This is a genomic window from Chryseobacterium binzhouense, from assembly GCF_007474545.1.
Lineage (GTDB): Bacteria > Bacteroidota > Bacteroidia > Flavobacteriales > Weeksellaceae > Chryseobacterium > Chryseobacterium binzhouense.
Genome location: NZ_VKOG01000001.1, coordinates 313175 through 326220, shown reverse-complemented (window position 1 = coordinate 326220; position 13046 = coordinate 313175). Strand labels below are relative to the sequence as shown.

11 protein-coding genes are annotated in these 13046 nt (G+C 34.4%); 4 read left to right on the top strand and 7 right to left on the bottom strand.

The window, feature by feature from the left end; all coding sequences use genetic code 11:
- The 5 genes from FNE73_RS01545 to FNE73_RS01525 are packed head-to-tail and all read right to left on the bottom strand — an operon-like array spanning nucleotide 1 to nucleotide 5854.
- Nucleotides 1–2157: a patatin-like phospholipase family protein gene (locus tag FNE73_RS01545; RefSeq protein WP_143883029.1), complete on the bottom strand. Its 2157-nt coding sequence runs from the start codon at nucleotides 2155–2157 to the stop codon at nucleotides 1–3.
- Between the two features lie 4 nt (nucleotides 2158–2161).
- A complete protein-coding gene (locus tag FNE73_RS01540) occupies nucleotides 2162–4606 on the bottom strand; it encodes a bifunctional UDP-N-acetylmuramoyl-tripeptide:D-alanyl-D-alanine ligase/alanine racemase (RefSeq protein WP_143883028.1) in 2445 nt (814 codons plus the stop codon).
- Nucleotides 4607–4909, bottom strand: coding sequence for a type II toxin-antitoxin system RelE/ParE family toxin (locus FNE73_RS01535; RefSeq protein WP_143883027.1), 303 nt, complete (start codon nucleotides 4907–4909; stop codon nucleotides 4607–4609).
- Entirely contained in the window at nucleotides 4890–5210 is a 321-nt protein-coding gene (locus FNE73_RS01530; RefSeq protein ID WP_143883026.1) for a hypothetical protein, read from the bottom strand. Before FNE73_RS01530 ends, FNE73_RS01535 begins: the two co-directional genes overlap by 20 nt.
- Before the next feature lie 59 nt (nucleotides 5211–5269).
- A complete protein-coding gene (locus tag FNE73_RS01525; RefSeq protein ID WP_143883025.1) occupies nucleotides 5270–5854 on the bottom strand; it encodes a thymidine kinase in 585 nt (194 codons plus the stop codon).
- A gap of 59 nt (nucleotides 5855–5913) precedes the next feature.
- On the opposite strand from FNE73_RS01525, the gene FNE73_RS01520 reads away from it, so the two are divergent.
- From FNE73_RS01520 to fabG, 4 genes are all read left to right on the top strand, one after another.
- The gene (locus FNE73_RS01520; protein WP_143883024.1) at nucleotides 5914–7299 is read left to right on the top strand and encodes a hypothetical protein; all 1386 of its coding nucleotides are present in this window, start codon (nucleotides 5914–5916) and stop codon (nucleotides 7297–7299) included.
- A 7-nt stretch (nucleotides 7300–7306) separates the two neighbouring features.
- A complete protein-coding gene (locus FNE73_RS01515) occupies nucleotides 7307–7873 on the top strand; it encodes a hypothetical protein (RefSeq protein ID WP_143883023.1) in 567 nt (188 codons plus the stop codon).
- A complete protein-coding gene (gene rsmI / locus FNE73_RS01510) occupies nucleotides 7873–8550 on the top strand; it encodes a 16S rRNA (cytidine(1402)-2'-O)-methyltransferase (protein ID WP_143883022.1) in 678 nt (225 codons plus the stop codon). The genes FNE73_RS01515 and rsmI overlap by 1 nt, the downstream gene beginning before the upstream one ends.
- A gap of 109 nt (nucleotides 8551–8659) precedes the next feature.
- Nucleotides 8660–9403: a 3-oxoacyl-[acyl-carrier-protein] reductase gene (fabG, locus tag FNE73_RS01505; RefSeq protein ID WP_143883021.1), complete on the top strand. Its 744-nt coding sequence runs from the start codon at nucleotides 8660–8662 to the stop codon at nucleotides 9401–9403.
- Nucleotides 9404–9495: 92 nt separating this feature from the next.
- On the opposite strand, the gene FNE73_RS01500 is transcribed toward fabG, so the two are convergent.
- Both FNE73_RS01500 and FNE73_RS01495 read right to left on the bottom strand, forming a co-directional pair.
- Nucleotides 9496–10035, bottom strand: a complete 540-nt coding sequence (locus FNE73_RS01500) for a hypothetical protein (RefSeq protein ID WP_143883020.1) — start codon at nucleotides 10033–10035, stop codon at nucleotides 9496–9498.
- 64 nt (nucleotides 10036–10099) lie between these two features.
- Nucleotides 10100–12901 carry a DUF6923 family protein gene (locus FNE73_RS01495; protein WP_185147266.1) on the bottom strand — a complete coding sequence of 934 codons (2802 nt, stop codon included), beginning with the start codon at nucleotides 12899–12901 and terminating at the stop codon, nucleotides 10100–10102.
- Nucleotides 12902–13046 lie beyond the last annotated feature (145 nt).

Here is a 13046-nt window from a genome sequence, read left to right as displayed (position 1 = left end):
TTAAAACCAGTGTCCTAAAATCACACTGAATATTCCTTTTTGGTTAGTTTTGAGTGAATGACTGAAATTTATTTTTATCTGTCCGAAAGGGGATTTGTATCCTGCAGAAATACCGGCAGAACTGTAATTGAGTTTTACAGCATCTTCAAAACTGATGTCATCAGATAAATTTGCAAAAGAGAAATTACCTGTTAAAAAATAATTTTTGTTGAATTTAAATTGAAGATCATTGGATATTAAAACAGTATTATTTGAGTTTAACTGAGCAAAATAAAAGCCGGAGAAAGATTTGAAATTAATCATGTTCTGCTCAAAAATTCCTCCCAATCTGTATTTATAAAATTGAGGAGTATTTTCTCCTATGGTAATCCCTCCATAAAGATTAAGCTTATAAGCAAATTGTCTTGAAAGGGGAATGTTAATTTTTATATCAGCTTTCACCTGGACAATTCTTTTTTCGACTTCAGATTTGAGTAAATCTATCACTTTACCTTCAGCATTAATGTAAATTCCCTGTGTTGCGAAATCTTTGTCATTTTGCGTATCACTTTTTAGAAATACATAGGGATTTAAAAATCTGTTGTATCTTTTGTTTATTCCATTTGATTCTGCTTCAAAATAATCATAGCTTAAACCTCCTCCAATAGCAAATTTATCTCTCCAGACAGATTGTATATACGCTTCATTTCTGAGCCATTCCCATCGTTCTATATTATAATTATTCATGTCTTTTATATCGAAGCTCATTCCCGAAGAATAAATTCCAAATCCGGGAATATATCCGTTATCTATAAAATAGTTTAAATAATATCTTGGCTTATCTCCTACGACAACATCTACAGATAAATTGGAGTTTTTGAATAAAAGCCTCTTTGCTGAATAATTCATCAGTAATCCTGTTTTAAAAATTTCATCATAATGCAAACCGACTTTTAAGAAATGTCTTGTTTCATCTTCATTTACGTAAAGCTTAAGATAATTGGAGCTGTTACCCGAGATAATATCATAGTTGATAAAGCGATAATTATTGGTTGCAATAAGTTTATCTATCCCCCGATTGATACTTCCGTAGGTTTGCATTGATGGAAGCCGTAGTCCCATTTTCCCTAAGACATAGTTTTTTCCGTATATTTTTCCGCCATCTATCTGTATGCTGTCTATCTTATATACATTAGAAAATATTGGATTTACGGGCTGTCTAAGACGGTCAAAATTTCTTTTTGGAAGCTGATCCAGAGTTTCAGCATATTTAAGTCCTTCTACAAAACCGCTGTCTAGAATTTTTTTCTTATCATCATAGCTTGTAGCAGTCATTCCTGTAAGATTTGGCTTAATATTGATATCTGTAAACCTGTACTGTCTTCTTGTATCTTTTTTTATTCCAAAATCTATAATCTGGTTCAGAATAGAGATAATGTTGTTTAAATCTTCTCTCTTGGATAAATCCTGATTAAGATCTACACCTATAACAATATCAATTCCCTTATCTTTTAAAGGTTTTGACGGATAATTAACGGTCATTGCTCCGTCAATATAAATGCTGTCACCAATTTTTACGGGATCCATCAAAGAAGGAAATGCTGAGCTTGCCATGATAGACTGTACTAAATCTCCTTTTTCAAAAATTTCCATATTACCGCTTTCCAGATTGGTCGCCACGCACATAAAAGGAATAGGAAGCTTAGAAAAATCATCAATATTGGAGACATTTTTAAATAGTTCTTTCAAAAGATAAACATTTTTTTGTCCGGAACTGATGGAAGAAGGTAAAGTAATTTTGCCGTTCTGAAGTGGAATGGTAAGCAGATACTTATCAACAGATTTATTAAAAAAGGTACTTTCCTTTCTTGATTTCGGATCTCTGATGAGAGAGTAAAAATCGGTATCCATGACAATTTTTTCGATATCTTTACCAGTGTATCCTGCTGCATATAATCCACCAACGATAGCTCCCATACTTGTTCCGGAAATGTAATCGACTTTTACACCTAAAGAATCTAAAACTTTGAGAACTCCGATATGAGAAAAGCCTTTAGCTCCGCCACCAGCTAAAGAAAGTCCTATTTTGGGATTTTTCGGAATCACAAGATTTTTCTTAACCTGAGCGTTAATGAAAACTATCTGTAATATGAAAAGTAAAATCAGAAACTTTCTCATAGGCTTAATCTTTTACATAAATTTTTTTCACTCGTGGCGAAATGGATGTTAAAACTTCGTAAGTTATTGTTTTGCAATAGGATGCAAATTCTTTTAAACTGGGTTTTGCATTGAAAATAGTAACCTTATCTCCTTCTTTTACATGGGGAATGTGATCTATATTGATCATCATCATATCCATGCAAATACTTCCTACAATAGGAGCTAAGGTTTTGCTGATGCCCACATTTCCTATCTGATTCCCAATCAGTCTTGGTATTCCGTCTGCATAGCCTACAGGTATTGTAGCAATTTTAGTCGGATGTTGTGCTTTAAATCTCCTGCTGTAACCTACTGATTCTCCATTTTCTACTACAGAAATCTGGGAAATGACCGTTTTGAAGCTTACAACAGAGCGTAATTGTTTTTGTATTTCAGAATCTGAAGATTCACCAAGCATTCCAATACCAATTCTCACCATATCATGTTGATGATCGGTATAATTTGTAATTCCTGATGAATTGAGTATATGTCTGATAGGAGTATATCCCAATTTTTCTATCAAATAAGCTGAATTTTTTTCAAAAGTTTTTAGCTGATTGAGAGTAAATTCTCTTTCGTCAGGTATATCTGAAGACGAAAGATGGCTGAAAATACTTTGAACTTTCAGATTTTTATTGACTAAAGCATTACTGAGTTCATCCAGCTCATGATCTTTGAAACCAAGACGGTGCATACCGGTTTCCAGTTTAATGTGAATTGGATATTTTTTATCATGTCCTGATTTTTGTACAGCTTCATAAAACAATTCTAAAACTCTGAAACTGTAGATTTCAGGTTCAAGATTATACTCAATCACCGCTTCATAGCTGTGCTGTTCAGGATTCATCACAATAATAGGTACTGTTATCCCTTTTTTTCGGAGTTCTACTCCTTCATCTACAAAAGCAACGCCGAGATAATCAATATGATGATGCTGTAAGAATTCTGAAATCTCATAACTTCCCAATCCATACGCATTTGCTTTCACCATTGCCATCATTTTTGTGGATGGTTTCAGTAAAGATTTATGGTAATTAATATTGTGAAGAATAGCATTCAGATTAATTTCCAGCACTGTATCATGTTTTCTGAGCTCAAGAATATCTTTAAGTTTTTCAATTTCAAATTTTCTTGCTCCTTTCAATAAAATAATCTGATTTTCTATTTCATTAAGATATTTACTATCAATGAGTTCCTTTGTATCAATAAAAGTAAAAGTTTTATATTTGAAAAGTGCTGAAAATTGTGTTATTTCTGTACCGATCAGAAAAACAGATTCAAATTTTTGTTCATTCACAAGATCTGAAACTTCCTCATAAAGTGCCTTTGAGTTGGCATTTACACCAATAATATCCGTTAAAACCAAAGATTTTTTTGACTTGTTATATTCATTCAGAAACTGAAGAGCCGTTTTCAGTGAGTCAAGATCAAGATTGAAAGAATCATTGATGATTATATTATCTTTAATTCCCTCAATGGCTTCAAGTCTCATTTCAACAGCTTTCAACGCATTGATTTTTTCGATGATCTTTTGAGTTTCTACTCCTAGCTCCTTTAATACCGTTATCAAAGCCAGAGCATTGCTTAAAGTGGCTTCATCTCTTTGTTGTATCGGAAATGACATTTCTTCATCCAAATACTGTACAACAACATCTTCATTTTTAGAAGTATTGTTTTTGTAGTATACCTGATTGTGATCTTTAAAACCGTATGAAATTAATTTTTTACTTGAATAAAGTTCTTTTATCTTTTTGTCAACCAATAGGTTATTGCCATTATAAATAATAACTTCTGAATTTCTGAAAAGTTTGATTTTTTCATCAATCAATTCTTCTTCAGATTTAAAATTCGCAAGATGAGCAGTTCCGATATGGGTTAACAAACCAATTTGAGGATGAAAAATATTTTCCTGTTTTTCCATTTCATCAGGTTCCGAAATACCTACTTCAAAGATTCCAAGCTTATGAGAATCATTGATCTGGAGAAGAGAAAGCGGAAGACCAATCTGAGAATTAAAACTTTTTGGGCTTTTTACCGTAGGAAATTCATTCCAGAGACATTGATACAGCCATTCTTTTAAAATGGTTTTCCCGTTGCTCCCTGTAATTCCTACAGATTTTATGTGAGAATTTTCAAAATGAAATTTTGCCAATTTCCGAAGAAATTCCACAGAATTGTCAACAATAATCCATGTGATATTTTCAAACTGAGGATAATGATGTTCGGAAATGATGACTTTTATTCCACGGTCGACCGCAGATTCAATGAATTTTTCTCCTGAATTTTTTGGAGTATTGATCGCTATAAACGCTGTATTTTTAGTAGAATAAATCGTTCTGCTGTCGAAAGCAATATTTTTGATTAATTCTTTATCACCAATGATTTTTGCATTGGTGATCTTTGCGATATCTTCTACTGTATAATTCATTTATAAATCGTCTATTATAAATTTTTTGTGATCATCCTGAAAATTATTGTATAAACGTAATATTTTCAGATATTTTGGCTCTAGTTTGTAAATCAGAGTTGTTTGTTCTGTAATTAATTGCTTATTATAATCAGGAAATTTTCCCAGTTTTTGGAATGTCACTTTTTTATCAAGAATTATGGTTATATTATGATTAAGAGTATTCATAAAGTTCTGATATTCTCTGAAAGTAAATCGGTTTCCGATATAATCTTCTATCTGCTCAAGATCTTTTAAAGCGAATTTAGACCACCTTATTTCCATACTTTTTCAGAAAACGTTCTTCAGTAATTTTCGTTACTTCGTCATGAGAATGGTAAATTCCACTTTCAAAATCTTTTTCAGCTTCTTCCAAAGAATGTAAAAAAGACTTTTCCGGTTCAATAATCTCAGCAATTTTTAATAATTCTTCGGGAAGAAATTTTTTTTCCTTCATTTTTCTAAAAAAAGTAGGCTCAGAAATACCGCTTTTCTCAATGATATATTTCATCTTAAACGGAGAGTTCTTCAGAATTTCATCAATAGAATTACTGATTTTGATATAGTTTTTGATTTCCAATATCATTTTATGATAGTTTTTACTATTAATATTTAAACAAAAATAATAATTAATTTGATATTAAATTATTTTTTATTTAAAACTTCGTCTACAAAAACTCTTCTGCTGACTGCGTCATAAGCTTCTGTCTCTCCGAGTTCTACAAGATCTTTCCCTGCAGAAGTTCTCATAGAATAGTTGGCAAGATTTCCGGTTCTCCTGCAGATAGCATGTACTTTTGTAACGTATTCTGCGGTTGCCATAAGATTCGGCATTGGTCCGAAAGGTCTTCCCAGAAAATCCATATCCAGACCGGCAATGACAACTCTTACACCGCTGTTTGCAAGCTGATTGGCTACATCTACAATACTTTCATCAAAAAACTGAGCTTCATCTATTCCCACTACCGCACAATTGGAAGCCAAAAGAAGAATTTCGTTGGGATTTTCCACCGGTGTACTCCGTATTTTAGTCTGATTATGTGAAATTACATCATCTTCGGAATACCGTACATCAATTTTAGGTTTAAAAATCTCCACATTCTGCCCCGCCATTTCGGCTCTTCTCAGTCTTCGGATCAACTCTTCGGTTTTTCCGGAAAACATTGAGCCACAAATAACTTCCATCCAACCGCTCTGTTTGGAATGATTAATTGTATTTTCTAAAAACATTTGTTAAATTAGCCGTAATATTTTATCATCAAAAGTAAGCAAATTTAATAAGATCTACGATGCAGAACATTCAAGATTTAAAGGATAAGATTTTTTCCGAATCCCGGAATATCATTCATATTCTAAGCGGCATAAATAATGTCGAAGAGCTGATTTCAAAGCACAGTCTTGCTGATGATCTCGCAGAGAAGATCACTTTTTTGAAGCTGTTGAACAAAAATCTGAGAAATTTTGAGAATCTGCCGTATTCTGAAAAGGCAGAATATAGTAGTACTAACGAATATCTTGAAGAAGAAGCTATTTTTAATAATGAGCTGAACGAAATTGGAAGCAATTATCAGTCAGAATCTGAAGACAGCTTTGAAGTAAAAGAAGAGGAAGCTATTTTTAACCAGAAAATCAATGAGATTATCGAGAGTGATCTGCATGAGGAACTGGTTAATTTTGTTGAAGAACACAAACCCGAAGCAGCTGTAGACTTTGTTTCTGATGAAATATCAGATCATCTTGAGGAGGAAGCTGTATTTAATAACGAGCTGAATGAAATTGACGAGGAATATCCGGAAAATAAAAATCTTGTCCTGAGTTTTGTAGACGAAGAAAGAATTCTGGAAAATGCTGAACCCGAAGATGATTTCGTAGAAGAAGATGAAGCTTTTTATGGTGATAAGACCGAAGAAAACGCTTCTACGGAACAATTGAGCGAAGCTGATATTCAGGAACAAAGCCAACCGGAAATTTCAGAAAAAATTGCCGATATTTTTGATGCTGATCATTACCAAGAAGATGATATTCTGATTGAAGAAACAGAAAATCAAGATGTTTCAGATGCTGTAAAACTGAATCAGGAAGAAATAATTACTGAAAATTCTAATGTAGAAACTGTTTTAGAAGAAATAAAAAAAGATTCTCATTATGATGAAGATACATCGGATGAATCTGATAGAAGCAAAATCATGGATATTGAAAAGCCAGCTTCTGAAACAGTAGAAGGTACACCGCTATCGGATCAGAGCTTTGAAAATATCGAAGCTTATAAAAACGAAAAGAAAATTAAACTTGCGAATATAAGAGGGCTGAAATCTATTCAGACTTTGTTTGATGATGATCCTCTGGAAAGAGAAAAAGAAGAAAAATCTGAAGATCCGGTTGTAAAAGAAGATCCGGGAAGTTTGATAAAAAGCAATATTCCGACTGATTTTATGGAGGCTGCAAAACCAAGACCTGAGTTCAGATTGGATCTGAATGACAGACTTGCTTTTACAAAAGTGCTTTTCGGAGGCAGCCAGACAGATTTAAATAATGCTATTTCTGAGCTTAACAGATGTAAAAATCTTGAAGAAGCGAAAGAGTATCTCAGTGATCTCTATTACGATAAAAAATGGGATAAGGTAGATGAATATGCACAGAGACTTTGGCTGTTGGTAGAAAATAAATTTATGTAAAATCTACATGGATCGAAATATCAATGTTTTAGGAAATCAAATATCAATTAGCAAGCTTCTGACTTCAATAATTTTAATTTTGGTTCTTTCTATTTATAGTTTTATTGAAAAACCATTTGTAAAAGATAAATATTTGGATAGTGATATTAAATATTTTGAAAATAATTATTTCTGGAAAATTTATCTGGCAATTAGTATTTTTATACTCTTATTTGGTTTTTTTAAAATTGAAAAAAGTAAAGAGCAAATGGGAATGTTAATATTGGGTTGGTTTTTATTTGTTATTCTTTTTTATACATTTTTCAGAGGTTTCATAACAACAAATGTTATGTTTTTAAATCAAATGAAGTCTCTTAATAAGGAAAATGTTGTTTATCAGCTGTTTAATTATGATAAAATAGTCTCATTACATAACACGAATAGTCAGGAATTTATTATCCAGAATAATTTTATAGAGAAAATAGATAAAAAAAGAAAATTGAACCAGCAAAAAATTTTAATTCAGATAAAGCATGGAGACACTGTAAATGTTCTTTATGACAAAGGTTTGTTTGGATTCAAATACTTAAATTAATGAGCGGAATCCTATACTTTGTACCTACTCCAGTAGGAAATCTGGATGATATGACTTTCAGGGCAATAAAAATCCTTAAAGAAGTAGATTATATTCTTTGTGAAGATACCCGAACTTCGGGAATTCTCCTGAAACACTTTGAAATAGCTAAACCTCTGAAATCCTATCATTTACATAATGAACATCAAGCTACAGAAAAAGTAATTGCTGATCTTAAGAACGGACAAAACATTGCGATTATTACTGATGCAGGAACACCGGGAATTTCAGATCCGGGTTATTTATTGGCAAAAGCAGGTTCGGATCATAATATTGAGATGATCTGCCTTCCCGGAGCAACAGCTTTAATTCCTGCTTTGGTAGTTTCCGGTCTGCCTAATAACGAATTTCTTTTTGCAGGTTTTCTACCACAGAAAAAAGGACGGCAAACCAAGCTGAAACAATTAGCAGAAGAGAAAAAAACGATTGTTTTGTACGAAAGTCCCCATAAGATTAATACGACTCTAGAGCAGATTAAAGAATTTTTCGGAGCTGAAACCAAAGCCAGCTTAAGCCGGGAGATTTCGAAAAGATTTGAAGAAACTAAGCGTGGGACAATTGATGAATTGATTGAATTTTCAAAAAGTAAAACTCTGAAAGGGGAAATTGTTCTGATTGTGAATAATTCGCTGAAATAAAGAAAGAAATTGTGCTTTGCATATATTGCAGACAGCAAATTATAATATCTTTGCAGACTAATAATTTACACCAAACAAATTATTTAAGTTTAAAATAAATAATCATTATATGAAACTATTGGAAGGAAAAGTAGCGCTAATTACCGGAGCTACAAGAGGAATCGGAAAAGGAATTGCAGAAATTTTTGCTCAACAGGGAGCGAAAGTAGCATTTACTTACGCTGGCTCTGTAGAAAAAGCTAAAGAATTAGAAACTGCTTTAAGTTCTGTAACTCAAATTAAAGGTTATCAGTCTGATGCTTCAGATTTTGATGCGGCTCAGAAATTGGTTGATGAGGTAATGGCTGAATTTGGAAAAATTGATATTTTGGTGAATAACGCCGGAATTACAAAAGATAATCTTCTGATGAGAATGTCAAAAGATGATTGGGATACAATTATCAAAGTAAATCTGGATTCTGTATTCAACCTTACCAAAGCGGTAATCAAGCCAATGATGAAGGTAAAATCTGGTTCTATCATCAATATGACTTCTGTAGTGGGAGTAAAAGGAAATGCAGGACAGGCAAACTATGCAGCTTCTAAGGCAGGTGTTATTGGATTTACCAAATCTATTGCGCTTGAATTAGGATCCAGAAACATTCGTTGTAATGCTATTGCTCCGGGATTTATTGAAACTGAAATGACGGCAGCTTTAGACGAAAAAACAGTTCAGGGATGGAGAGACGGAATTCCTTTGAAAAGAGGAGGACAGCCTGAAGATGTAGCTAATGCATGTGTTTTTTTAGGAAGCGAAATGTCTTCTTATATTTCCGGACAGGTTCTGAACGTGGACGGTGGAATGCTGACTTAAAAGTAAATTTAAATTAATATAAAAACCCTTTCATAGCTGCTATGAAAGGGTTTTTGTTACTCGGAATTGGAATAATTAAGTATACAATAATTCTATTTCCAAAAACTCCAGACAGTTCCGTTGAAAACAGCAAGCTGCTTCGTTGAAGTATCGTAAGCCATCATTCCCGGAGCCGGGTTTTTGATATTAAGATGAGGACTTGCCATTTTAGGAAGTATCATGGCTTTATCCGTATCTGTAAGGACTAAAATACCCGGCGTATTATCTGTACCTGCGTTCGATCCTATCACCGTTTTCGCTGTGTTTTGATCTGTGAGACTATTCTGCAGTGATGTATCTGCTGCTCCGTTTGTATCTATTGTCAGATCTTTCCATGAAGCGGCTAGTTTCACTTTTATTTTATAATCTGTAGTGTCGAAAATTATCGTTCCCGGAACTGCTGAAGTTACTCCTGCAGCAGAGGTTACCCAAGGTAAAATAATTCCTTTATTACCCGTTCCGAATTCTAATGAAATATTAGGATTAGGAGTTACATTGTCAGCCAGTGTGCTTATTGCAGCTTTACCAATTGCTATTTGGGAAAATGCCAGATTAGCAATAAGTATGGTTATTATGATGATTATTTTTTTCATTGTAATTTTTTTTAAATTAAACTTTAGCAAAGCTTGAGTATACTACAGCCATCAACTATAATTTTTAAGGACACGTCTGAGTATTTATACATTTCCAGCCTGCAGATGTACCGGTTGTATTAATTTTCAAACAGTCTGCCTGTATGTCAAACACAATCATTCCTTCTACAGGATTTGGGATTGCATTTACGGCTGCTGTTGTTGCAATTCTGTTGATGACAAATCCTTTTGTTTTTGCTTCTAAAGCAGTCCATCCGCTCTGTCTTACCATTGGCCAGTTGCTGTTGTCATTACCCGCTCTTGAAAGTGCTGTAATACCATGTTGAGTAGGGTAAGTATTACCATCGGTAACGGCGGGTTTATAACAGACACCATTGCTATCTGTATCTGTAGCCGTATTGTCTGCAAGATTAGAATCTGTAGAGTTTGCAGGAGGTGTTACTGTAACGATGTTTACAAGGTTACCCGTAAAAGTAAGAGGCACATTGATATTTACGGTATAGGTAATTGTACCATTTACCGGAACTGAAACCAAATCGTTGATAGCTCCCACCTGTGTTCCTACAATACTGGTTGTGCTTCCTGATGATGCTACAGCTGTATAAGAAACGTTTGCGGCAGGAATTCCTGCAGGAACGGGATCACTTACCGTTGCGTTGAGTACACCAAACGGCCCTGAATTGCTTACAACAATGGTATAGGTATTTGTAGTTCCCGGAATATATTCGGTTTTTCCGTCTGTTTTAGTTACAGATAAATTTGAACCGAAGCTGATTGGAGCTGTTACACAATGTGCACCATCATTTCCGTTACTTGCAGGAGAATTAGAAATCAATACTCTCTGTCCGGTGGTAAGATTAAACTGATAAAAGCCTCCTGCATTATCAGCTCCGTACATCTCACCTGTGCTGGAAGCAAACATAGCCCCAAAATTTACTGCTCCCGGAGTAATGCCTATTCCAACAACGGCTCCTGTAGATGGATTTACGGATACAAGCTGCCCGTTGGTAGAGTTTACCCCATACAATAAACCATTTGTAATATTAAATGCCATATCGGGTAAATTTACACTTGTATTTAATGTTATTAATGTAGCAGTTAAAGTGGAAAGGTTGATTCTGTAAATCTGATTATTATTGGTATTTACTTTTACATAATAATTTCCAAGATTATCAATTTCTCCGGAATTAAATGTTACTCCTGTAGGTAAACCGCTTACTGCTCCCAAATTAACAGATGTTCCGTCTGCATTGATGGCTACCAGAACATTAGACGTAGGAGTCTGAATTCCGTACATAACACCATTCAAAGGATTTATCGCTGTAGAATTGTAATTTACAGATGCTGTGCCTATGAGAGGATAAGTAAGTGGATTGCTTGATGTAACAACTTCATAAAGCGAATTTGCCTGAGAAAGATATAATTTAGATGTACAGCCAAAGCAATTATTTACGGTAGCTGTAATAGTTGAAGGCTCACTGCGATAGCCGTCATCATTGTATGGAGCAGTAAGACCTTTGATATTATATCTGATAGTTGCCGTACCTGTGTATCCCGTCGCCGGCGAAAAAGTAACCAGCTTAGTAGATGCAGAATAGGTCCAAGTACCTACACCGCTCTGAGTATAGGAAATTCCTTGAGGTGTTCCCGCTACATCAATAAACTGAAATGAATTAGCATCTATATTAGAGGATGAAGAAGTTGGTGTCCCTGTTATGGGTCCGGAATACGCTATATCATTTGTTAAAGGGGCTATCGTTGCAGAAGAGTTTTTGCACGTAGAAAAAGAGTCATCACTGGAAACTGCAGAATAAGGAAGGGTAACTTTCAGTCCACGGATAAGATGAATGTCATTCAGTCCGCCATTAGAAGCTCCGAAACCAATTCTAAAGTTTGCCGGCGGACTTGTATCTAAGGTGTAAGTTGCGTCAGCGCCCTGCACATCTGAAGTATTAAAATCAGTTGAAACAGGGTTTGCGTTTTCATTATACACATACGAAGTTCTATACCAGTAATTGTTAATCACTGTAGATACTGTAGATCCGTGTTGTATTTTTACCGTAACATTAAATCCGCCTAAGGCATTTGGAATTAGTTCAATAAACGCTTTTCTATAATCAGCATTAGCCGGATTTGTAGTGAATGTAGTTGTTCTTAGATTAAAATTAGCTGGTAAACCTACTCCGGTAGTATAAGCACCCGTAGCCGGATTGATAGTAGCAGATGCTATTCCCGCAGAAGCAAGTGTTGATTGTGTGATTAGAGTGGGATATCCAGTATAGCCCAATCCCAAACCATTCGAAAGATTCAGTGTTCCTCTCTTTCCTCTAAGTGTCACCTGGCTGCCATTTTGTGCAAAAGTAGCTCTTACACCATTGCTTCTTTGATCACCCTGATAAACTTGTCTTTTGAAGTTACCAAAAGCATCAATACCTATTCCTAAATAAGCTCCGGAAAGTCCCGTTTGCCTGTTTGAAGCAAAGGTATTATGAGCCCTGTTGTACCCATAGCCTAAACCCGCTCCGTTTGCACCAACTACAGGTGAAGCAACTGATGCGTCAAACAAAAATACTGATAATCCATCTGCACCTGTACCACCATACATTCCGTATTCAAACTCTATTTTGATACCGTTCAGAGAAGAGAATTGTTTATTATTAATATATACTGCACCAAACTGATTGTTTACTGCTGATGTAAGACGCATACCATTGGTAGTAAATGTTGTAGAGTTTATTCCGGTTTGAGGTGTCATAAGGGTTATTTCACTTGGCTGACTTCCAGACGTAAAACTTTCACTGTATGGAAAACTTCCATACAATTGAGCTTGTATTTCACTACAGCTTCCAAGTATAATTAAAAGCATAGTGAATAACTTAAAAAAATTATTATTTTTTACCATTTTATATTATTTGTGTTAAAGATGTTGATTGTAAACTGCTGAAAGATTTTGTAATAGTAATTATCAACGGTGTAAGAATCAATTTCAAATATACTTATCAAACCCATTG